Annotated in this window: 16 protein-coding genes and 1 pseudogene; 10 read left to right on the forward strand and 7 right to left on the reverse strand. The window is 69.5% G+C overall.

Features of this window, described 5'->3' with window-relative positions; translation table 11 throughout:
• Positions 1-12: 12 nt before the first annotated feature.
• From LCN96_RS18815 to LCN96_RS18840, 6 genes are all read right to left on the reverse strand, one after another.
• Positions 13-417, reverse strand: coding sequence for a hypothetical protein (locus tag LCN96_RS18815; RefSeq protein WP_225274097.1), 405 nt, complete (start codon positions 415-417; stop codon positions 13-15).
• A 60-nt stretch (positions 418-477) separates the two neighbouring features.
• Positions 478-1,272, reverse strand: a complete 795-nt coding sequence (locus LCN96_RS18820; RefSeq protein WP_225274098.1) for an ABC transporter ATP-binding protein — start codon at positions 1,270-1,272, stop codon at positions 478-480.
• Entirely contained in the window at positions 1,269-2,273 is a 1,005-nt protein-coding gene (locus tag LCN96_RS18825; RefSeq protein ID WP_225274099.1) for an ABC transporter ATP-binding protein, read from the reverse strand. The genes LCN96_RS18820 and LCN96_RS18825 overlap by 4 nt, the downstream gene beginning before the upstream one ends.
• Positions 2,260-3,261 (reverse strand): branched-chain amino acid ABC transporter permease, encoded by a 1,002-nt coding sequence (locus LCN96_RS18830; RefSeq protein WP_225274101.1) that lies wholly within the window; start codon positions 3,259-3,261, stop codon positions 2,260-2,262. Before LCN96_RS18830 ends, LCN96_RS18825 begins: the two co-directional genes overlap by 14 nt.
• Positions 3,262-3,277: 16 nt before the next feature.
• Positions 3,278-4,414, reverse strand: coding sequence for a branched-chain amino acid ABC transporter permease (locus tag LCN96_RS18835; protein ID WP_225274103.1), 1,137 nt, complete (start codon positions 4,412-4,414; stop codon positions 3,278-3,280).
• A 594-nt stretch (positions 4,415-5,008) separates the two neighbouring features.
• Positions 5,009-5,353, reverse strand: coding sequence for a PaaI family thioesterase (locus LCN96_RS18840; protein WP_225276009.1), 345 nt, complete (start codon positions 5,351-5,353; stop codon positions 5,009-5,011).
• A 131-nt stretch (positions 5,354-5,484) separates the two neighbouring features.
• Between LCN96_RS18840 and polA the strand changes: the two genes are divergently transcribed.
• From polA to LCN96_RS18870, 6 genes are all read left to right on the forward strand, one after another.
• Complete coding sequence (gene polA, locus LCN96_RS18845) at positions 5,485-8,175, forward strand: DNA polymerase I (protein WP_225274105.1); 2,691 nt, start codon at positions 5,485-5,487, stop codon at positions 8,173-8,175.
• A gap of 145 nt (positions 8,176-8,320) precedes the next feature.
• Positions 8,321-9,382 (forward strand): polysaccharide deacetylase family protein, encoded by a 1,062-nt coding sequence (locus tag LCN96_RS18850; protein WP_225274106.1) that lies wholly within the window; start codon positions 8,321-8,323, stop codon positions 9,380-9,382.
• A gap of 192 nt (positions 9,383-9,574) precedes the next feature.
• Positions 9,575-11,062 (forward strand): 30S ribosomal protein S1, encoded by a 1,488-nt coding sequence (gene rpsA, locus LCN96_RS18855; protein ID WP_225276010.1) that lies wholly within the window; start codon positions 9,575-9,577, stop codon positions 11,060-11,062.
• A 141-nt stretch (positions 11,063-11,203) separates the two neighbouring features.
• Complete coding sequence (locus tag LCN96_RS18860; RefSeq protein ID WP_225274108.1) at positions 11,204-12,337, forward strand: epoxide hydrolase family protein; 1,134 nt, start codon at positions 11,204-11,206, stop codon at positions 12,335-12,337.
• Between the two features lie 129 nt (positions 12,338-12,466).
• Positions 12,467-14,536 (forward strand): alpha/beta hydrolase, encoded by a 2,070-nt coding sequence (locus LCN96_RS18865; protein WP_225274110.1) that lies wholly within the window; start codon positions 12,467-12,469, stop codon positions 14,534-14,536.
• Positions 14,537-14,554: 18 nt separating this feature from the next.
• Positions 14,555-15,025: a GNAT family N-acetyltransferase gene (locus LCN96_RS18870; RefSeq protein ID WP_225276011.1), complete on the forward strand. Its 471-nt coding sequence runs from the start codon at positions 14,555-14,557 to the stop codon at positions 15,023-15,025.
• A gap of 427 nt (positions 15,026-15,452) precedes the next feature.
• On the opposite strand, the pseudogene LCN96_RS57120 reads toward LCN96_RS18870, so the two are convergent.
• Positions 15,453-15,716 (reverse strand): annotated as a pseudogene (locus tag LCN96_RS57120) (Clp protease N-terminal domain-containing protein); the annotation flags it as partial.
• Between LCN96_RS57120 and coaE the strand changes: the two are divergent.
• The 4 genes from coaE to LCN96_RS18895 all read left to right on the forward strand — a co-directional run bounded on the left by coaE (position 15,637) and on the right by LCN96_RS18895 (position 22,984).
• Positions 15,637-16,239: a dephospho-CoA kinase gene (gene coaE, locus LCN96_RS18880; protein WP_225274111.1), complete on the forward strand. Its 603-nt coding sequence runs from the start codon at positions 15,637-15,639 to the stop codon at positions 16,237-16,239. The pseudogene LCN96_RS57120 and the gene coaE overlap by 80 nt on opposite strands.
• 193 nt (positions 16,240-16,432) lie before the next feature.
• Complete coding sequence (locus LCN96_RS18885; RefSeq protein ID WP_225274112.1) at positions 16,433-17,824, forward strand: glycoside hydrolase family 43 protein; 1,392 nt, start codon at positions 16,433-16,435, stop codon at positions 17,822-17,824.
• 64 nt (positions 17,825-17,888) lie between these two features.
• Complete coding sequence (locus LCN96_RS18890) at positions 17,889-21,569, forward strand: NACHT domain-containing protein (protein ID WP_225274114.1); 3,681 nt, start codon at positions 17,889-17,891, stop codon at positions 21,567-21,569.
• Positions 21,566-22,984, forward strand: a complete 1,419-nt coding sequence (locus LCN96_RS18895) for a KAP family P-loop NTPase fold protein (protein WP_225274116.1) — start codon at positions 21,566-21,568, stop codon at positions 22,982-22,984. Before LCN96_RS18890 ends, LCN96_RS18895 begins: the two co-directional genes overlap by 4 nt.

Here is a 22,984-nt window from a genome sequence, read left to right on the forward strand (position 1 = left end):
GGGCCCTTCCCGCTATCCGCCGCATTCCGCCACGATCCGGTCGGCGGCGGCGCGGTACTGCTTCAGCAGCGCCACCTGCCGCTCCCTGGGCACGCCGCTCTTCGACAGGGCCGCGGTGGTGCTCTTCACGGTCTCGGCGGCGTCCCGCAGCGAGCCGGGCAGCCGGTCGCCGAACTCCCTCGTGATGCCGTTGGCCTCGGCCAGGCGGCCGAGGACGGCGTCCTCGAAGTTCTGCCGCTCCTCCTGGCCCTTCGGCTCCAGCATGAGGCCGGCGTACCCCAGGGCGGAGACCACGCGGTCGCAGGGGCTGTCGGTGGGGTCGCCGCCGGTGCTGTACTTCTGCGAGGAGGAGGCGCCCTCCTGGCAGCCGACGAGCAGGGCGGGCAGGATGAGCGCTACTGTCGCTAATCGTTTCACACCGGACATTAAAAAACGGAGAAGGGGCCCGGGGGAGTCCCTTCTCCGTTTTTAGCCGGATTACGCCTTGGCCAGTGTCCCGAGGTACAGCTCGATGACCTTGGGGTCGTTGGCGAGCTGCTTGCCGGTGCCGGTGTAGGCGTTGCGGCCCTGGTCGAGGACGTAGCCGCGGTGGCAGATCTGCAGGCAGCGCCGCGCGTTCTGCTCCACCATGACCACGGTCACGCCGGCCTTGTTGATCTGCTGGGCCTGGATGAAGACCAGGTCCTGCAGCTTGGGCGACAGGCCCGCCGACGGCTCGTCGAGCAGCAGCACGGAGGGCTCGGTCATCAGGGCCCTGGCCATCGCCACCATCTGCCGCTCACCGCCCGACAGGGAGCCGGCGCGCTGCTTGCGCCGCTCCTTGAGCGCGGGGAACAGCTCGGCCACGAACTCGAAGCGCTCCTTGAACTTGCCGGGCACCTGGAAGGCGCCCATCTCCAGGTTCTCCTCGATGGTGAGGCTGGGGAAGACGTTGTTGGTCTGCGGCACGTAGCCGACACCCCGGGCCACCAGCGAGTGGGCCTTCATGTTCGTGATGTTCTCGCCCTTGAGCACGACCGTGCCGCTGCGGATGTTGACCAGCCCGAACATGGCCTTGAGCAGGGTCGACTTCCCGGCGCCGTTGGGGCCGATGATGCCGATCAGCTCGCCGTCCTTCACGTACAGGTCGGAGCCGTTGAGGATGTTGACGCCCGGGAGGTAGCCCGCGATCAGCTCGTCGCAGCGCAGCACCGCGTCCTCGGCCCCCTCCAGGTGGGCGCTGCGGTCGGTGACGGCGGCCTTCGACTGGACGGGCGCTTCGTCGGCGCTCACTTCTGCTTCTCCTCTGCGGTCTGGGGCTCGGGGACGGTGGTCTCCCCGGTGGAGCCGTCGGTCTCGTGGATCTCCGCCTCCAGGGCCGCCTCGGCCTCGTGCAGCTGGGCCTCCAGCTCGCTCTCCGACAGCGGCGCGTCGTGGTGGGCGCCCAGGTAGGCGTCGATCACGCGCTCGTCGGACATGATCGTCGAGGGCGGGCCCTCGGCGATCACCGCGCCCTGGGCCATGACGATGACCCAGTCGCTGATGTCGCGGACCATGTCCATGTCGTGCTCCACGAACAGCACGGTCATGCCCTGCTCGCGCAGGTCCTTGACGTGGCCGAGCAGCGACTGCGTCAGCGCCGGGTTCACCCCGGCCATCGGCTCGTCGAGCATGACCAGCTCGGGGTCGACCATGAGCGCGCGGGCCATCTCCAGCAGCTTGCGCTGGCCCCCGGACAGCGACCCGGCGAAGTCGTCGCGCTTGGCGTCGAGCTTGAAGCGGACCAGCAGCTCCTCGGCGCGTTCGGTGATCTCCTCCTCCTGCCGGCGCCAGACGCCCGGGATGAGGGCCCGCCAGAAGTTCTCGCCCTTCTGCTGCTGGGCGCCCAGGCGCATGTTCTCCATCACCGTCAGGCGCGACAGCGCCTTGGTGAGCTGGAACGTGCGCACCATGCCGGCCCGCGCCACCCTGTGCGCGGGCACGCCGTTGATGGCCCGGCCGTTGAACGTCCACGTGCCGGAGTCGGCCGTGTCGAAGCCGGTGAGCTGGTTGAAGAACGTGGTCTTGCCCGCCCCGTTGGGGCCGATCAGCGCGGTGATGGAGCCGCGCTGGATCTCGACGTGGTTCACCTCGACGGCGGTCAGGCCGCCGAAGCGGCGCACCACGTTGTCCGCCACGAGGATGGGATCCGGCTTGGGCACGCCCGGCTCGCGGGCCAGGTCCTGGAAGGCGGCCAGGGCGGCCGCCTTGCGGTCGGCCGTGCCGGTGGTCGCAGTCGTCTCAGCGTCGTGCATCGATCGCTATCTCCCTCTTGTCACCCAAAATGCCCTGCGGCCGGAAGATGAGCAACAGGATCAGACCGAGGCCGACCAGGATCCAGCGCATGGCGCCGACCTGGTTGGTGTCCAGGAACGTGATGTACCCGGCGGCGACCGCCTCGGCCATCACGTTGTAGAACAGGACCAGGAGCACCCAGAAGATCATCGAGCCGAGTACGGGGCCGAGCACGCGTGCGGCGCCGCCGAGGATGAGCATCGTGTACATGTAGAACGTGGTCTCGGTGCCGAACACGTCGGGTTGCACCGAGGCGTAGCCGAGGCCGTAGATGAACCCGCCGAAGCAGCCGATGACGCCGCCGAGGACGAGCGCCTGCATCTTGTACGAGAACACGCTCTTGCCCAGGCTGCGCACCGCGTCCTCGTCCTCGCGGATGGCCTTGAGCACGCGGCCCCACGGGCTCTTCATCAGCAGGTAGACGATGAAGCTGAAGACGGCGATGAGGATCCAGCCCACGGTCAGCACCCACATCGTGCGGTGGCCGAAGAGCAGCGGGACGGGCCCGAGGTTGAAGCCGTACTCCCCTTCGGGGTACGGGTTGAGCGCGTAGAAGCCGTCGGAGAAGCCGCGCTGGCCGTCGGAGCCGCCGAAGACGCTCTTGAACTGCACCGAGCGGAAGATGAGGCGGACGATCTCCGCCGCGGCGATGGTGACGATGGCCAGGTAGTCGGCGCGCAGCTTCAGTGTCGGGATGCCCAGCAGGATCGCCAGGATGACGGCGGCGGCCAGGCCGACGAAGATGCCGACCCAGAACGGCAGGCCCATGACGGTGACCGTGACGGCCAGCCCGTAGCCGGCCACGCCCATGAACGCGGCCTGGCCGAAGTTCAGCAGGCCGGTGTAGCCGAAGTGCACGTTCAGGCCGATGGCACCGATGGCGTACAGCACCGTCTCGACGTTGATCGCCGCCTTGATGGTGGTGCTGAGAATCGTGATCCAGTCCATTCTGATCCTCCCCCGATCAGCCGATCCGCTCGCGGCGGCCGAGAATGCCCTGCGGCCGGACGAGGAGCACGATGATGAGTACGGCGAGCGCGCCCACGCTCTTCAGCTCCGGCGGCACCCACAGGGTCGAGACCTGGATGAACAGGCCGACCACGAGCGAGCCGACGAGGGCGCCGAAGGCCGTGCCGAGCCCGCCGAGCGTCACGCCGGCGAAGATGAGCAGCAGGATGTCCTGGCCCATCGTGTACTTCAGGTTCTGGGAGAGGCCGAGCATGATGCCCGCCAGCGCGGCGATGGCGCCGCCGAACGTCCAGATGATCCTGATGACCCGGTCGACGTTGATGCCGGACGAGGCCGCCAGCGCGGGGTTGTCGGCCACGGCGCGGGCCGCCTTGCCGGTGCGGGTGCGCAGCAGCGCGATGCCGACGATGATGAGGACCGCCAGCTCGATGCCCATGGCCACGAAGTTCTTGGGCGCGGCCGAGATCGGGCCGATCTCGATGCCGGGCTGGGCGGTGTACTGGGCGTAGGCCTCGGTCTGGCCGCCGAAGAAGATCAGGTACACGTACCGGAGGAAGAGCGCCACGCCGATCGAGATGATCATCATGGCGATCGTGCCGGTGCCGCGTTTGCGCAGTTGCCCCCAGAACAGCCGGTCCTGGAAGTAGCCGAGGATGCCGGCCACGATGACGGCGATCACCGCCGCCGGGATGAGATGCAGCCCGAAGCCGATGTTGAAGGCGTAGGCGAGGATGGCGCCGAGCGTGACCAGCTCGCCGTGGGCGAAGTTGGTCAGGCCGGTGGTGCCGTAGATGAGCGACAGGCCCAGCGCGGCCAGGGCGATGATCAGGCCGAGGTTCAGGCCCTCGAAGGTGAGCTGCGCGGCCTGCGTCCAGAACGAGCTGGTCTCACCGCCGCCCTGCTGCTGGTTCGCGCCGCCCTTGGGCTGCAGGGCGTACAGGACCGTGGAGCAGTTGTCCTCGTAGACCGTCGGCGTGCGGACGTTGTTGCCGCCCCGCACCTCGGCGTTCTGCGGAAGGCTGCTGGGGTCCAGCGTGACCTTGTACTTGCCCGGCTTGTCGACCTGAACGTCCCAGGTGCCTTCCGCGTTTGTCGTGACCTCCTGGACGGGTTGTCCGCCCTCGGTGGTCACAGCGATTTTGGCGCCGTTCACTGGCTGGCCTTGGAGTTTGAGTGTTCCCCTCAAGCCCTGGCAGTCGGCTGGGCCCGCGTGGGCGGGCCCGGCCAGCAGGAAGATGAGTCCACCCAGGAAGGCCGTGAACGCGATCACGGCTCTGCGCAATGGTGCTCCCTCAAAAGTAGGTCAAGGCGGGGTTGTGCCCCTCCATCTCGACACGCGCGCATCGCAGGCACAACTGGGATGCAATGGCGGGAGCTTATTCCGGCGGCGCCCGGTTCAGTATCGTTCGTCACCAATTAGTGACATGTGTGTGTCACTGATGTGAGGAATCAACGAGCCTGGTCAGGGGCTAAATGAGAGAATACGCCTGGCGCTTCGCAGAACGAATCGATAACGATCAGGGTGAAAACCTGGACGAGCCCGCGGGAGCGGCCTTTGGGGCCATGTAAGGATCCCCTTGGCGAATGCGAGAGCACCCTCGCACCCGTTGGGGCCGAACACGTTTTCTACTGGGCCTCCCCGCGGGCTCTGTTGCGACCACGGTAGCGACCACCGGGGGCGGTGCGCAAAGGGTCGGCGAAAGTGACGGACGTGACCGAAGCGGTTTCAGCGGTCGCGCAGCATGCACGTGAGGCGGGCGGTGCAGACGCGGCGGCCCTGCTCATCGGTGATCCCGATGTCGTACGTCGCCAAAGTGCGACCTCCGTGCAACCGGGTCGCGACCCCCGTGACGTACCCGGACGTCGCCGAGCGGTGATGGGTGGCGTTCAGCTCGATGCCCACGGCGATCCGGTCCGGGCCGGCGTGGACGGCGGCCCCCACGGAGCCCAGCGTCTCGGCCAGCACGGCCGAGGCCCCGCCGTGCAGCAGCCCGTACGGCTGGGTGTTCCCCTCGACCGGCATGCGGCCCACCACCCGCTCGGGCGAGACCTCCAGGAACTGGATGCCCATCTTGTCGGCGAGCGTGCCTTCGTGCAGGTCACCGAAGATCGACACGTCTATGGGGTTGGTCTGCGTCAAAGTGACGCCTCCACTCTTCCGAGCTCGGGTTTTCTGTCGGAGACGCAGACTAGGCTGCGTACGTGCCGAAGAGTGAAGTGACCCCCAGCCGCCCGTGCCTGCTGCTGCTTGACGGGCATTCCCTGGCCTACCGCGCGTTCTACGCGCTGAAGGACGCCAACCTGATGACCACCGACGGTCAGCACACCGAGGCGGTCTACGGGTTCACCTCGATGCTGACCAACATCCTGCGCGACGAGCAGCCCACTCACGTCGCCGTGGCCTTCGACCGCTCCGAGCCGACGTTCCGGCACGAGGAGTACGCGGAGTACAAGGCCAACAGGAGCGAGACCCCGGAGGACTTCCGCGGTCAGATGCAGCTCATCTTCGAGCTGCTCGACACGATGCGCATCCCGCGCCTGTCCAAGGCGGGCTTCGAGGCCGACGACCTCATCGCCACCCTGGCCACCCGCGCCGCCACGGACGGCATGAACGTCCTGATCGTCACCGGCGACCGCGACGCGCTGCAGTTGGTCAACGAGCACGTCACCGTCCTGATGACGCGGCGCGGCATCAGCGACATGACCCGGTTCACCCCCGAGGCGGTCGAGGAGAAGTACGGCCTGACCCCCGCCCAGTATCCTGACTTCGCCGCCCTGCGCGGCGACCCCAGCGACAACCTGCTGAGCATCCCCAGCGTGGGGGAGAAAACCGCCGCCAAGTGGGTGCGCGAGTTCGGCTCGCTGACCGCGCTGGTCGACCGGGTCGACGAGGTCAAGGGCAAGGTCGGCGACAAGCTGCGCGAGCACGTCGCCCAGGTGTTGATGAACCGGCGCCTGACCGAGCTGCTGCGCGACGTGCCGCTCGAGGTCGAGATCGGCGACCTCAAGCAGGGCGCCTGGGAGCGCGAGGAGATCAACAAGCTGTTCGACACCCTGCAGATCCGCGGCGAGCTGCGCGAGCGGGTGTTCAAGGTGCTCGGCACCGGCGAGCAGGAGCCCGAGCAGGGCTTCGAGGTCGAGACCGTGCTGCTCGGCCCCGACCGGGTGGCCGGCTGGCTGGCGGCGCTGCCCGAGGGCCGCGCCGGGCTGGCCTTCAAGGGCACCTACGGCAGCGGCACCGGCCGGGTCGACGCCATCGCGGTCGCCTCGCCCGACGGCACCGCCGCGCACATCGACCCCGTCAAGCTCACCGAGGCCGACGAGGCGGCCCTGCGGGCCTGGCTGGGCGACGACACCAAGCCCAAGGCCGTGCACGACGCCAAGGGGCCCATCCTGGCCCTCTGGGCGCAGGGCATGGAGCTGCGCGGCCTGAGCTGCGACACCGCGCTGGCCGCCTACCTCGCCATGCCGGGCCAGCGCACGTTCGCCCTGGAGGATCTGGCCAGGCGCTACCTGCACCGCGACCTGCGGGCCGAGGAGGAGCCCAGCGGGCAGGCCGCCCTGTTCGGCGACGACGAGGACGCCCCCGCCAAGGACCTGGCGCTGCGCGCCCACGCCGTGCGCGAGCTGGCCGAGGCCCTGGAGACGTTCCTGGCCGGGCGCGGCGGCACCCAGCTGCTGGCCGACGTGGAGCTGCCGCTGCTGTCGGTGCTGGCCGAGATGGAGCGGGCGGGCATCGCCGTCGACAGCGAGTACTTCGCCGGTCTGGAGGCCGAGTTCGGCGCCGCGGTCAAGCACGCCGTCGAGGAGGCGCACCGCGCGGTCGGCGAGCAGTTCAACCTGGGCTCGCCCAAGCAGCTCCAGGAGATCCTGTTCACCAAGCTCAACCTGCCCAAGACCAAGAAGATCAAGACCGGCTACAGCACCGACGCCGACCAGCTCGCCTGGCTCGCCACCCAGACCGAGCACGAGCTGCCCACGATCATGCTGCGCCACCGCGACCAGCAGAAGCTGCGCACCACGGTGGAGGGCCTGATCAAGGAAATCTCCGACGACGGGCGCATCCACACCACGTTCAACCAGATCATCGCCGCCACCGGCCGGCTGTCCTCGGAGAAGCCCAACCTGCAGAACATCCCGATCCGCACCGCCGAGGGCCGCCGCATCCGGCAGGGCTTCACGGTCGGCGAGGGCTACGAGACGCTGCTGACCGCCGACTACAGCCAGATCGAGCTGCGCATCATGGCCCACCTGTCGGGCGACGAGTCGCTGATCGAGGCGTTCGAGTCGGGTCACGACTTCCACCAGGCCACCGCGGCCAGGGTCTTCGACCTGCCGCCCGAGCAGATCGACGGCGAGCTGCGGGCCCGCATCAAGGCGATGAACTACGGCCTGGCCTACGGCCTGTCCGACTTCGGGCTGTCCACCCAGCTCAACATCGCGGTGTCGGAGGCGCGGGCGCTGAAGGAGGAGTACTTCCAGGAGTTCGGCGGCGTGCGCGACTTCCTCAACGCCATCGTCTCCCAGGCCCGCACCGACGGCTACACCGAGACGATCATGGGCCGCCGCCGCTACCTGCCCGACCTCACCAGCGACAACCGCCAGCGCCGCGAGATGGCCGAGCGGATGGCGCTCAACGCCCCGATCCAGGGCTCGGCCGCCGACATCATCAAGGTCGCCATGCTCCACGTGCACCAGGCGCTGCGCGAGGAGGGGCTGGGCTCGCGGATGTTGCTGCAGGTCCACGACGAGCTGGTGTTCGAGGTGGCGCCGGGCGAGCTGGAGCGGCTCACGCAGCTCGTGTGCGACCAGATGAACGCCGCCTACCACCTGCGGGTGCCGCTGGAGGTCTCGGTGGGCGTGGGGCGCACCTGGGAGGACGCGGGGCACTGAGCCGGGGGCGGCCCGCGGTGGCCCCGGAGCCGCCCCTTGTGCCCCGGATCCTCCATTAGCCTGGAACCGTCTTCACCGAGCGGCCGGGGGTTTCGTGCGGGCACCAGGGGCACTACCGCGGATCATCGGGGTCGCGAACGTCGTCGTGATCACGGTGGCCGCCGTCGGCCTGAGCCTCTTACCGGACGAGCCGCGGCCCCAGGCCCAGCCCAAGGGCGCGGCCGAGAGCGCGGCCGAGGTCCAGGAGAGCCCCGCGCCCCCCGTGCCGTCCACGAGCCCGGTGGGGCAGCCGCCGGGGGTCGTGGCCACGCCCGAGTTCGCCAGGCAGGTGCGGGCCAACGAGGCGGGGCTGGTGCCGGTCCTGATGTACCACCGCATCCTGGCCGAGCGGCACGCCTCGCTCGACCGCACGCCCGACCAGCTCAGGAAGGAGCTGGAGAAGCTGGCCGAGCGGGGTTACGTGCCGATCACAGCCAGGGAGTTCGCCGCCGGCGACATCCGGGTGCCGGCCGGCAAGCACCCCGTCGTGCTCACCTTCGACGACGGGCACCCCAGCCACTTCGGGCTCGACGCCAACGGCGCCCCGCTGCCCGGCACCGCCGTGGCCGTGATCCAGGAGGTGGCGAGCCGGCACCCCGACTTCCGGCCCGTGGCCACGTTCTGGATCAACAGGGAGCCGTTCGGGCTGCGCGACAGGGCCGCGCAGGAGGCTGCCGTGCGGTGGCTGGTCGATCACGGCTACGAGGTCGCCAACCACACCTGGGGCCACCCCAACCTGAGGATGCTCAAGCGCAAGAAGGTCAGCGAGCAGATCGTCAGAATCGAACGCCTGCTCAAGAAGCTCGGCGCGCCGCCGTCGCAGACCATGGCTTTGCCGTACGGGTCGATGCCCCGTGACAAGGCCGCCGCGCGGAGCGGATCTTGGGACGGCACGCGGTATGATTTCGCGGGCGTGTTCCTCGCCGGGGCCGAGCCGTCGCTTTCGCCCTACGCGAAAAAGTTCGACCGCGGGGCGATCCAGCGTATCCAGAGCAACGGCAAGAAGGGCGAGTGCCGCAAGTGGTGCTCGCAGTACTGGCTGGAATGGCTGGACGAACACCCTGGCGAGCGCTACGTCAGCGATGGCGACCCGGAGCGGATCTCCATACCGGAGCGGCTCCGAGGTAATATCGTGACCAAGCGAGGGCTCCAGGTCATCGCCTACTGATGTCTCCCCGGATTGACCCAGTGGCGAAGGTCTCATATGCTGATCGCTGCGCTGTGGGCTCGCGCGCGCCTCAGACGGAGCGGGCTCGCGCTCGGTCACGTCGATGTCGTAATTCCTCGGCTTGATGCGGAAGAGGGCCTGCCGCGCATCCGCCACATCGACATCCTGTCCGCGTTCGGAGCAATTCCACACATGACGTCCAGCACTGAGGCCACCTCGAGCACCCCGCAGGTAGCGGTCAACGACATCGGGTCCGAGGAAGCCTTCCTCGCGGCGATCGACGAGACCATCAAGTACTTCAACGACGGCGACATCGTCGAGGGCACCGTCGTCAAGGTCGATCGAGACGAGGTTCTTCTCGATATCGGCTACAAGACCGAGGGTGTCATCCCCTCGCGTGAGCTTTCGATCAAGCACGATGTCGATCCCGCTGACGTCGTGGAGGTCGGGGAGCACGTCGAAGCCCTGGTTCTCCAGAAGGAGGACAAGGAAGGGCGCCTGATCCTGTCCAAGAAGCGGGCTCAGTACGAGCGCGCCTGGGGCACGATCGAGAAGATCAAGGACGAGGACGGCATCGTCACCGGCACTGTCATCGAGGTCGTCAAGGGTGGTCTCATCCTCGACATCGGCCTGCGTGGCTTCCTCCCGGCGTCCCTGGTCGAGATGCGCCGTGTCCGCGATCTGCAGCCGTACGTCGGGCGCGAGCTCGAGGCGAAGATCATCGAGCTCGACAAGAACCGCAACAACGTGGTCCTGTCGCGCCGCGCCTGGCTCGAGCAGACGCAGTCGGAGGTCCGCCAGACCTTCCTCAACACCCTCCAGAAGGGTCAGGTCCGCAAGGGCGTCGTCTCCTCGATCGTCAACTTCGGTGCGTTCGTGGACCTCGGCGGCGTCGACGGCCTGGTCCACGTGTCCGAGCTGTCCTGGAAGCACATCGACCACCCGTCCGAGGTGGTCGAGGTCGGCCAGGAGGTCACGGTCGAGGTCCTCGACGTCGACATGGAGCGCGAGCGCGTCTCCCTGTCGCTCAAGGCCACTCAGGAAGACCCGTGGCAGCAGTTCGCCCGCACCCACCAGATCGGCCAGGTCGTGCCGGGCCGCGTCACCAAGCTGGTGCCGTTCGGCGCGTTCGTCCGGGTCGAGGAGGGCATCGAGGGCCTGGTCCACATCTCCGAGCTGGCCGAGCGCCACGTGGAGATCCCGGAGCAGGTCGTCCAGGTCGGCGACGAGATCTTCGTGAAGATCATCGACATCGACCTCGACCGTCGTCGCATCAGCCTCTCGCTGAAGCAGGCCAACGAGGGCGTCGGGGCCGAGGTCGAGTTCGACCCGACCCTGTACGGCATGGCGGCCACGTACGACGACCAGGGCAACTACATCTACCCCGAGGGCTTCGACCCCGAGACGGGTGAGTGGCTCGAGGGCTTCGACAAGCAGCGTGAGGAGTGGGAGCGGCAGTACGCCGAGGCCCAGCAGCGCTTCGAGGCCCACCGCAAGCAGATCGAGGAGGCCCGCAAGGCCGAGGCGGAGGCCGGCGAGGCCGCTCCCTCGTCCTACCAGGGCGAGACGCCGGCCCAGTCCGGCAGCTCCTCGTCGTCGTCGGCTCCGGCCAGCGGCGCGCTCGCCTCTGACGAGGCGCTCGCGGCTCTGCGTGAGAAGCTCGCGGGCGGCCAGAGCTGAGATCCTCCCTGGTGAGAATCTCGGCCGCCTGAGGCACAGGTAGTCGGAAAGGCCCCGCACGGTTCGCCGTGCGGGGCCTTTCCGCGTTCCCCTGGCTAATGCGGAACGAATCTTGCCGCATTGCGGTCTACCTTCTGGGTCATGGACGAGACCAAGCCTTTTCGCATCGACATTCCGCAGGCCGACCTGGACGACCTGCGAGCCCGGCTCCGGCGTACCCGGTGGGCCGCCCAGCTGCCCGGCGGGTGGAGCAGGGGCGTGCCGGTGGCGTACCTGCGGGAGCTGGCCGCGTACTGGGCCGACGGGTTCGACTGGCGGGCCCAGGAGGCCAGGCTCAACGCCTTCCCGCAGTTCACCACCGTCATCGACGGGCAGCCGATCCACTTCCTGCACGTGCGCTCGCCCGAGCCGGACGCGCTGCCGCTGATCCTGACGCACAGCTGGCCCAGCTCCGTTGCCGAGTACCTGGAGGTGATCGGGCCGCTCACCGACCCGCGCAGCCACGGCCTCGACCCCGGCGTCGCCTTCCACGTCGTGGCGCCGTCGCTGCCGGGGTTCGCGTTCTCGCCGTTCCCCGAGCCCGCCGACGAGCGGCCGTGGAGCGTCGAGCGGGTGGCGCGGACGTGGGCGGAGCTGATGAGCGGGCTCGGCTACGAGCGCTACGGCGCGCACGGCAACGACGCGGGAGCGCTCGTCACACCGCGACTGGCGGCGCTGGACAGCTCGCGCGTGGTCGGCTCGCTCATCACGAGCGGGCTCGGCATCCCCACGGGGGTGCCCGGGGAGCTGGACGGGCTGGGGGACAAGGAGCTGGCCGAACTGGAGGAGATGGCCGCCTGGATGACCGGGGGCAGCGGGTACGGGCCCTACCTGGCGGCCAGGCCGCAGACGCTCGCCTTCGGGTTCGCCGATTCGCCGGTGGCGCAGCTGGCGTACCTGGTGGAGAGGTTCAAGGAGTTCGACGGGTGGGGGTCGGGGGAGGAGCCCATCGGGCGGGACCTGGTGCTCACCAACGCCAGCCTGTACTGGTTGACGGCGACGGGTGGCTCCTCGTCGTGGACGTACTACGAGGGGGCGGCGGGGCTGCCGATCTCCCAGCGGGCCGTGCCCACAGGGGTGACGCATGGAGGGCCGGAGGTGATGCGGCGGGTGGCCGAGCGGGGGAACGACATCGTGTACTGGGGGGAGGGGCGGAGTCCGAGTCACATGGTGGGGTTGGCGGCGCCCGACACGCTGGTGACCGGCATACGGGAATTTTTCCGGATCATCGGCTGAGGGGGGCCGGAGATTTTACCTATGGGCTTTGCAAGGCCGTGACCTGCGGGGTTGGGCGCTGGGAGACTGAGCGGCGGCGCTGGTGGTCGTGACTCTCCCTGGGGTGATGTGGTGGGCATGGTTCAGCGGGTGATCCAGGTTACGGCCGTGGTGGCGGCGGGGCTCGCCGCCTCCGTCCCGGCCACCCCCCAAGGGCGCGCGGCCTCGGCCACCGGCTCGGAGGGGCTCGCCACCCGGGCCACCGGCTCGGAGGGGCTCGCCGTCTGGGCCACCGGCTCGGAAAGGCTCGCCACCTTCGCCTCGGTCACCACTTCGCAAGGGCTGGCCGCCTCGGGCCAGGCCACCGGCTCGGAAGGGCTGGGCGCTGCTTCCGGCTCGCCGAGCGCGATTGGGCCGGCCGCTTCCGGCTCGCCTAGCCTCGCAGGGTCGGCGGCTTCCGCGCGGCCGGTTCGCGCGGGGCTGGCCGCCTCCCCGGCGCCGAGTCCGGTGGGAGCCCTCCCTACCGGCAGGGTGGCGTGGTGGGGGTGCGGCGACGGGCTGGAGTGCGCGAAGTTGTCCGTGCCCGTGGACTGGGCCAGGCCGCGCGGGCAGCGTACCGAGATCGACCTGGCCAGGATGCCCACGCGGGACCCGCACGGCAGCCTCGGCCCGCTGGTCGTCAGCACCGGCTCCGGGCCCACGATCCAGGGCGTGCGGGCCAGGCCGGACTCCGTGAGCGAGCTGGCGCGCTGGTTCGACGTGGTGTTCGTGGAGTCGCGGGGGATCGGCGATCGCGGCAGCGCGGCCACCGTACGCTGCTCCGTGCCGCAACCCGACCCCCGCCGCCTCCAGATCACCCCTGGAGCGGCCGCATGGCGCGCCTACGCCCGCGACAACGCCGCCTACGACCGCAGCTGCCGGATCGCCGCCGGGCCCACCTACGCGGGCCTCACGTCCTGGCAGGTGGCACACGACCTCGACGCCGTACGCGCCGCGCTCGGGCAGCCGCGGTTGCGGTACTTCGGCAACGGCTACGGGGCTGTTTACGGGCAGGCGTATCTGGAGCTGTTCCCCAGGCGTGTGGAGCGGATGTATCTGGAGGGCGTACCCGATCACGGTCAGTCGAGCGTGGGGCGGCGGTTGATCGCGCACGCGCGGGCGGCCGAGCGGCAGCTCGCGGCCTTCCGCGCCTGGTGCGCCAGGCGGATGGGCTGTCCTCTCGGGGGTGAGGACGCGGTGGAGGTGCTCGACGGCCTGCTCGAACGGGCGCCCCTGCCCGCCGGCTACGGCCACACGGCCTATGACCGCACGGTAGACGGGCGTGAGGCGGGAGGTCGTGAGGCGGGTGGCCACGCGGTAGGCGGGCGTGAGGTGGATGGTCGTGAGGCGGGCGGCTACGCGGTAGACGGGCGTGAGGTGGGCGGTCGTGAGGCGGGCGGCTACGCGGTAGGCGGGCGTGAGGCGGGCGCGCGTGAGATGGACGGCCGCACGGTGGATGCCCGCGAGGTCGTGGTGGCCGTGCTCGCCGGGCTCGTGCCGCAGCGCTGGCCCGAGCTGGCCCGGGCGCTGGCGGCGGCCGAGGCGGGTGACGCGAGCGCGCTGGCGGCCATGGCCGCACCGGCGCCGCCCGTGGCGCCGGCCCTGGTGGACCGGTCGCTGCACTGCCACGACTTCATGCCCGCCGTGCCCGGGTACCGGCGCTTCCTGGCGATGGAGGCGCGGCTGCGGGCGATCGCGCCACGGGTGGGCTGGCTGACCGGCCGGTACGAGGTCGGCCGCTGCCTCGGCATCGACGGCCACCCGAGCTGGCCACCCCGCCCGGCCGCCCTCGCCCCCAAACCCCACAGGGACGCGGCGGCCAGCGCACGGGTGAGCGAGGATGCGGCGACCCAGGCGCGAGCAGGCGAGGACGCGGCGGTGAGGGGCCGGACTCGCGGGCACGGGGCGGCTACGCAGCGGGGGCGCAAGGCCCCCGTCGTGCTGGTGGGCATCGGCCGGCTGGACACCGAGAGCCCCGCCTCCGCGGCCGCCCAGGTCGCCGAGCGGATCCAAGGGGCCGTGGTGCTCTGGCACGGCGACGGCCACGGCGCCTACCTGCTACAGGGCACCGCCAAGCTCCGCGCCACCTGCCTGCGCGCCCGCGTGCACGACTTCCTCGTCAACGGCACCCCGCCCAGAACCCGATGCCCCGGAGAACTGACGGCCGCCATGGACTCCTGAGATAAGCTCCGACAGGTGGTGATCGAACGAGCGGACCCCGCCGACGCGGGCGAGATCCTCACCGTGCAGCGCGCGGCCTACCTCACCGAGGCCCAGCTCTACGGCGACCCGTACATCCCGCCGCTCGTCGAGTCGCTGGAGCAGGTGCGCAAGATCGTCGAGAGCGCGCTCGTCCTCAAGGCGCTCGACGGCACGCGGATCGTCGGCGCCGTACGCGGCCAGCTGTCGGGCACCACCTGCCTGGTGGGCCGCCTCGTCGTCGCGCCCGACCGGCAGGGTCAGGGCGTGGGCACGGCCCTGCTGCGCGCCCTGCACGAGCAGGTGCCGGAGGCCGAGGCGTTCGACCTGTTCACCGGTCACCTGTCGGAGGGGAACCTGCGGCTCTACCGCCGTCTGGGCTACCGGGAGACGAGCCGCGAGCGGATGGACGACCATCTGACGGTGGTGTACCTGCGCAGGACGCCAGATCGATCCCCTCCTCCGCGGTGATCACGGCGCGGCCCAGGTCGTCGTCCACCCAGTTCCAGGCCCACCGCCACTCCGAGCCGGGCGGATGCGCGGCGTTCAGCCGGTCGAGCACGGCCTGCAGCGCGGCGGCGGGCACCACGATCTGATGCCGGCCCCGCCACGGCACGTGCTCCGGCGCGTCCAGCGGCGGCACCGGCACCCCGTGGCGCCGCAGCGCCTCCAGCACCTGCCCCGGCGACACCCCGAACGGGTGCAGCGGCGTCGCCCCGCGCTCCACCTCGGCGTCGTGGGCCAGCGCGATCAGCCAGTGCTCCGGCGACGGCACCCGTTCGCCCACGGCCAGGGCAAGGCCGGTCGCGATGCCGTACAGCTTGTGGAAGGCCGGGCTGTCGAACCCGCCGCCCCGGTGCTGCCCCGGCCGCCCGTGACGCGGCAGCAGCTCCAGCGCGCGCCCGTGGTCGAGGCCGGCCTCGTTCAGCACGCGTGCGGCGAGTGAGTCGCCGCTCAGCAGGGCGAGCACGACGTGCCCCGGCCCCACCCAGTCGTCGCCGGCGGCCGCCGCCTGCTCGTGGGCGGCCCGTACGATCCAGCTCACCATGTCTCTGATGATGCACCTTGGATAGGCTGCTCGGGTGCTGAAGATCGGACTGACCGGCGGCATCGGCTCCGGCAAGAGCGAGGTGGCCAAGCGGCTCTCCGCCAAGGGCGCCATGGTGATCGACGCCGACCGGATCGCGCGCGAGGTGGTGGAGCCGGGCACCCCCGGCCTGGCCCGGGTGGTGGCCACGTTCGGGGAGGAGGTGCTCCGGCCGGACGGCTCGCTCAACAGGGAGAAGCTGGGCTCGCTGGTGTTCGCCGACTCCGAGAAGCTGGCTGCGCTGAACTCGATCGTGCACCCGCTCGTCGGGGAGCGGGTGGCGGAGCTGCAGCGCGGCGCCGCCGACGACACGATCCTGGTGTACGACGTGCCGCTGCTGGTGGAGAACAATCTGGCCCCCATGTACGACGTCGTCATCGTCGTGGACGCCCCCGACGACCTGCGCATCACCCGGCTGGCCGAGCACCGCGGCATGCCGGAGGCCGACGCCAAGGCGCGCATCGCCGCGCAGGCGAGCCGCGAGGAGCGGCTGGCGGCGGCCGACATCGTGATCCCGAACGACGGCCCGCTGGAGGAGCTGGACGCCCGGGTGGCGGAAGTCTGGCAGGACCTGCTCGCCCGCGCCGCCCGAGGCTGACCCGCCCGAAGGCTGACGTGCCCGAGGCTGACCCGCCCGAAGGCTGACGTGCCCGAGGCTGACCCGCCCGAAGGCTGACCCGCCCGGGGCGGCGCGGCTCCGGGCCTGACGCGACGGACGGGCGGTTGACGGCCTGACCGGTTTCCGTGACGATCGGAAAGATCGCCCGGCAGACTCCCCGGAAGGACCGCCGATGCCGCGTCCCTGGCGTGCCGCCCTGGCAGCATCCCTCATCGCCATGACCGTGCTCGTCCCGGCCGGGCAGGCGAGCGCGGCGACGCAGTCGTTCCGCAACCCGGTGAACCCGTCGGCCGACCCCAGCCTGATCCACCACAACGGCGCCTACCACGTGGCCACCACGCGCGGCGACCGCATCGGCATCTGGCGCTCGACCAGCCTCGCCACCCTCCTGGCCGCCCCCGAGCAGGTGGTCTGGCGCGACAGCGACAGCAGCCGCAACCAGCAGATGTGGGCCCCCGCCTTCCGCCACGTCGGCTCCCGCTGGTACCTCTACTACACGGCCTCCGACGGCGTGGACGCCAACCACCGCATGTACGTCCTGGAGTCGGCGGGCGACGACCCCATGGGCCCGTACACGTTCAAGGCCAAGATCGCCGACTTCGGCGAGTACGCCATCGACGGCGAGCCGATCACCCACGACGGCCGGTCCTACTTCGTCTGGAGCGGCCCTGGCCGCGGCCTCGGCGGCCCCGCGCAGCTCTACATCGCCAGGATGAGCAACCCGTGGACGGTCACCGGCGGCCGGGTCGCGATCCCGGCGGACGGCGGCTGCACCGAGGTCCGCGAGGGCCCGACCCCGCTCTACCGCAACGGCAGGACGTTCCTGACCTACTCCACCTGCGACACCGGCAAACCGGACTACCAGCTCTGGATGAAGAGCATCGCGAACGGCGCCGACCCGATGGTGCCCGCGAACTGGCGCCAGCACCCCGGCCCGGTGTTCTCGCGCAACGACGCGACCGGCGTGTGGGGCCCGGGGCACCACTCGTTCTTCCGCTCGCCGGACGGCGCCGAGGACTGGATCGCCTACCACGGCAAGAACACCAGCACCTACACCTACGACTTCCGCACCACCCGGGTGCAGAGGTTCACCTGGAACGCCGACGGCACCCCGAGCTTCGGCCGCCCCCTGGCCGCGGGCGCCACCCAGCAGCTCCCGTCCGGCGATCCCGGCGCCGCCACCTCGGTGATCAACGACTTCGACCCCCAGGTCACGTACGCGGGCGCGTGGCAGTCCGGCTCCGGCTGCGGCAACCAGTGCTTCTGGAGCAACGACCACTGGAGCGGCCAGACCGGCGCCACCGCGACGGTCACCTTCACCGGCAGCCGCGTCGCCCTGCTCAGCGTCCGCGACCGCGGCAACGGCATCGCCGCCATCTCCATCGACGGCGGCCCCGAGCAGCGGGTGGACTACTACAGCGGCATCCGGGTGGGGGAGCAGCTCAACTACCTGAGCCCGGTCCTGCCACGCGGGCAGCACACGCTGCGGGTGCGGGTGACGGGCGAGCGCAACCCGGCCTCGGGCAGCACGGTGATCAGCATGGACCGCATCGAGGTGTTCTGACGATCGCCGTACGTAACGGGCGATGTCGGGGACGTAGCGGGGAGATCTGGCGCATACTGCCGTCATGCGAGGCAGTTATGACCTCGTTCGGCTGGGCAGCGCGCGCTTCCTGCAGCTCGTCACCAAGGTGCTGGAGGCGGAGCTGGGCATCGAACGAGATATCACCTGGACCTCCCACGGCTGGACCACGTCGCGGTCGACGAGGGCCGCCTTCGCCCAGCCCCTCAGATTCGAGGGCAGCGGGGTCAGCTGGGGCGCCGAGACACGTGTCCAGGTCGCCTTCGCCACGCCGGAGGCATCCGGCGACGACTCGGAGATCACCTGGCTGCGAACCCGGATGAGGGACGACCTGAATGATCTGAGGCACTCCGAGGGCAAGCCGCAACAGGTTCTCTACATCACCAACGTGACCCTGGACGGTCCCGGCGACTACACCTATGAGCTGCTGAGGGAAGGCACGCTGAAGGCCGGGCTGCGCGACTCCGTGCTGTGGTCGGCCGACGAGATCGGGGAGTTGCTGGACCGTCACCATCGCGTCAGGCACGAGGTCATCGGTTACGTCACGGCCGACCTGCTGCAGAGCGTCTTCGACAAGCTCGCGGCACAGGATCAAGAGACCGCCAACGCACTGAGTACCCATTTGGCGACCATTCTCAAGAGTGAGCGTTACGCCGACGTTCACCAGGCCGGAGCGGCGGACGATCTCAAGGTGCGCCTGGCTGAGGTCTTCGTGGACGTACCGAGTGTGGCGCCGGGGGAGCCGGAGGAGTCGAAACAGGTCAGAACCTGCGCCGCCCTCATCAAGGGGCTCGACGAGCAGGCTGTGCCGGGTGACGGCCCTGCGCACAGCGGCAGGTACGTCGTGATCGGCGGCCCCGGGCAGGGTAAGAGCACGATCGGCAGATTCCTGTGTCAGATCTACCGCTCCGAACTCCTCGACCGGCATCCCTACCATCGCGATCGGCCTCCGTTAAGAGAGGAGATCGCGCAGGTCAGGACTATCTGCGCGGAGGAGGGCATCGACCGGCCGGTCAATCTCCGCTTCCCGGTCTTCGTGCCGCTGACGAAGTTCGCGGACGCGCTGTCGTCCGATCCGCGGGTCACGCTGCTCAAGTTCCTGGCCGCCCGGATGGGGGACGTGGATCACCAGATGTTGCGTCGCTGGCTGCGCACGTATCCCTGGCTGGTGATCCTCGACGGGCTCGACGAGGTGCCGGCCTCGGCCAACCGCGGGGCGGCGCTGATCGCCGTGGACGAGTTCATCGACGCCGCTGTCTCGGCCGGGACCGATCTGGCGATCGTGGCCACCAGCCGCCAGCAGGGATACGAGGGCGAATTTCTCGACTATCAGCAGCTCAACCTGCTGCCCTTGACACTCGAACAGGCGCGGAAATATGCGTACCGGCTCATCAACATCAGGCACGAGCCGGGCAGCGAGCGCGCCCAGACCGTGACCAAACGGCTGGACCGCGCCAGCAACGAGGCTGAGATCAAGCGGTTGATGACCAATCCGTTGCAGGTCACCATCCTGGTCATCCTGCTCGCCAAGCACGGCCGTCCGCCCGGCTTGAGGTTCTCGCTGTTCGAGAGCTTCTACGACATCATCTACGCGCGCGAGCTCGAGAAGGACACGCCTCTTGCGGGGGTGCTCGCGAGTCATCGCGCGCACGTGAACGCTCTGCACGCGCGGGTCGGCCTCATCCTGCAGACCCGTGCCCAGCGTTCGGGAAACACGACTTCCCGGATCTCCCGCGACGGGGTGCGTGAGGTGCTCCGCGAGTTGCTGATCGAGGAGGGCTGGGGCGGGGACGATCTGGATCGCCTGGTGGAGAGCCTCATGAGGGCGGCCACCGACCGGCTGGTGTTCCTGATCGCGGTGACCGACGAGCAGTTCGAGTTCGAGCTGCGCAGTCTGCAGGAGTACTGTGCGGCGCTCGGCCTCACGTCGGGGTCGTCCTCGGACGTGGCCGGCAATCTGGCCGAGGTGGCCTGCTCGGAGCACTGGTTCAACACCGTGCTGTTCGCCTTCGGCCGGATCTTCTCCGACGCCACCACCGATCGTGACATGGTCGTCAAGCTCTGCCTCGACCTCAATCACGACGATGTGCGCGGACTCAGCGGGACCGGCGCGCCGCTGATGGGCTCGCGGCTCGCGCTGGACATCATTCTGGAGGGTATGGCCGACACCGCGCCCACCTATGTACGGTCGCTCGCGCGCCTGGCTGTGCGCCTGGTGGAACTGGCCGACGACCTGCCGCTGGAGGACCTCGTCCGGCTACGCGGGCACAAGGAGGCGGGCCCGATCCTGGAGGAGAAGATCCGGGCTCTCCACCGCGACGAGCGGCTCGTGGCGCGGCTGGGATTGGTGGTGCTGACGGCGTACGAGAGCCGGAAGCGTGCGGGCGCCAAGGGGTGGCTGGAGACGATCTGGCACTCTAGCGACGCCGAGCAGCGGTCGATGCTGCTCAGCCTGGCCCTCAGGACACAGGACGAGGTACTGCTGGACCTGTCCGGCGAACACCTGAAGACGCTCGATCCGGTGCAGGCCATGGCTTTGATCGGACGCACCCAGAGATTCGTGTCCTCCGCGCACTCTCTCCCTCTGCAAGCCCTTTTCTGGAGTTCCGAGAGTCCGGTTCGGATTCACGACGCCGACGAGGACAAGTCGGAAATCCCATGGGGCCGTCTCGCCAGGATGGAATCAGCCCGGGGATGGGGCTTCCTCGCATCGGCGGCGCGGTTCGCGCGCAACCCCTCGCAGCGGACCTGGGAGGACGCGGTGGCGGCCATCGAGGCGACTCGCGCTGCGTTCGTGGACGCGTGGAGTAGCTGGCTGCCGTGGCCGCTGGCACTCTGGTGGGAGACGAGCCGCAGCCGGGCGCTCACGGTCGAGGCGGACACCATCGAGGCGTGGCGTAAGGCACAACGGCGGTGGGTGCATGTGCGGGATTTCCCCGTCAGGACAGTGGCACGGTTCCGCGGGAACCAGCCCGTGGGAGTGCCCCGCAACGGCTGGATCTATCGAGGCCAACACACACAGGTCGCCGTCAGTTCCGCGGAGAGAGTCGCAGCCGCCCCGCCCTCCCGCTTCCGCGCCGATGCGGCCGCGACTCTTCTGATCGCTCTGGGGTTGGACGGCAACGCGTGGCAACTGCGGCCTCAGCTGGCCTGTGAACTGGCGAAGGCCGCATCCTATGTGCCCCTCCGCTGGTTGGGGCCTGTCATCGATGATCCAGAGTGGGCCGACGCGATTGAGGAGATCGGCCGACTGCCCAGGCTCGAAGTCTCCGAGCTTTCGGCGCGGTCACATCACCGGCTGGTCGGTCGCTGGCTGAGCATGCCCGCGAGCACGGGGTTCGCGAGGCTGGCCCTGCACACCCTGCGCCCCTCCTCGGCGCTGACGTGGGACCAGCTACCTGATCTGCCACCCGCTCATCGCCCGATGGGCGAACTGCTCGCCGTGTGGAACGCATCATGGGCACTCGATCAGGCGGCAAAGGCGGCTCAGATCGTGGTGCAGGAGAGTCACCGTGCGATCGTGCCGATCACGCACTGGAAGATGCTGGATTCCCAGGAACACCGTGCCGCGCTGGCGGCGCGGCTGTCCCAGATACTCCGGTTCACCGACTGGTGGGAGTCTGCTGAGTACGCATCCATCAGCGGCAGCTTCCACGCCATCCGGCGTAACCCCCGTCTGGCCATGCCGTATCTCCTCGCCCATGCGAACGAAGGCGCGGACACATGACTGCGGGCCCCGTCATCCCCATCCTCGCCGACGTCCCACACGCCAACCCCGGCCTCGGCTTCCAGGACTACGCGGAAGCACTGGCCGGGGCCGTCGTGGGAGGTCGCCCTGCCCGGTTCACCATCGGCGTCTACGGCCCTTGGGGCAGCGGCAAATCGTCCCTGCTCAACGCCATCAAGTACCAGCTGGACCAGCACGACGACGTCATCACCGTCACCTTCGACGCCTGGCGCTACGAGAACGCGGGCCCCATCGTCGTCCCGCTGCTCCACCGGATCTCTTGCGCCGACGGCCTGAAGGACCAGCGGTTACGCAAGCACGTCATGCGCGCGCTGGGCTCGGTGGTGGCGAGCTTGAAGCTCAAGTTCGGGCTCCTGGAACTCGATCTGGCCCGCACCGCCGACGGCCTGGCGAAGGAGCCGCTGACCTCACTCGACGTGGCGTTCGCGAAGCCGCACGAGGAGATGAGCGAGCTGGCCAAGGCGCTCGGAGAGCGGCGCATCGCCGTGCTCATCGACGACCTCGACCGCTGCTCACCCGAGAACGTCGTGGGCCTGCTCGAAGCCATCAACCTCGTCATGGACGTGCCCGGCATGGTGTTCGTGCTGGCACTGGACTACGACGTGCTCGTCCAGGCGGTCAACCGCAAGTACGGATACTCGGAGCAGATCGGGCACGCGTTCATCGAGAAGATCATCCAGGTCCCGTTCCGGGTGCCCAGGATCGACTTGCATCCGTCCTCCTTCCTCGATGACCTGCTGCCAGACTGGGAGGCCAGGTCGGACCTTTTCCCCAGTGGCTTCGGGGGGTACGCGTACGAGATCTGCACGCTCGCGCTGGACGCCAACCCGCGCCAGGTCAAGCGTTTCATCAACTCGTTCCTGCTGCTGCGCCACGTGCTGCGCAGGCGCCGGCTCAAGCTCGACGAGTCGTTGCTGGCGGCGCTCATCGGGCTGCAGCTCGGCTGGCCGCTGCATTACCGGGATTTCGCGACCGCTGTTCACACCGACGACGCCGATCCGGTGGCCGAGCTGCAGAGCCCCACGACACTGTCCCAGTACGCCAGGCGCTTCTTCAGCAGTCCGGAGGCCCGGCGCCAGCTGCGTGCGCTCCTGACTCTCACCGAGTCCGTGTTCGCGGAAGACCCGGTGGAGGAGGCACCCGCAGCCGACCGTGAGCGAGTGGTCAAGGCGTTGCACGACAAGAGCTGGCGACCGGCGCGGGGCAGCAAGAACACCTTCTACAAGGGCGAGGGCCCGACCGCCAGGCAGACCAAGCGCGTCGTGCTGGGCGCCACACGCGTACGCCTGGAGAACAGGGACGGCGGCAAGTGGGCCTTGTGGAAGTCGTTCCCGATGAACGAGAACCTGGGGGCCGTCATCGCCCTCCTCAGCGACAGCGGTGAGTACTTCTGA

This window comes from Nonomuraea gerenzanensis (assembly GCF_020215645.1).
Lineage (GTDB): Bacteria > Actinomycetota > Actinomycetes > Streptosporangiales > Streptosporangiaceae > Nonomuraea > Nonomuraea gerenzanensis.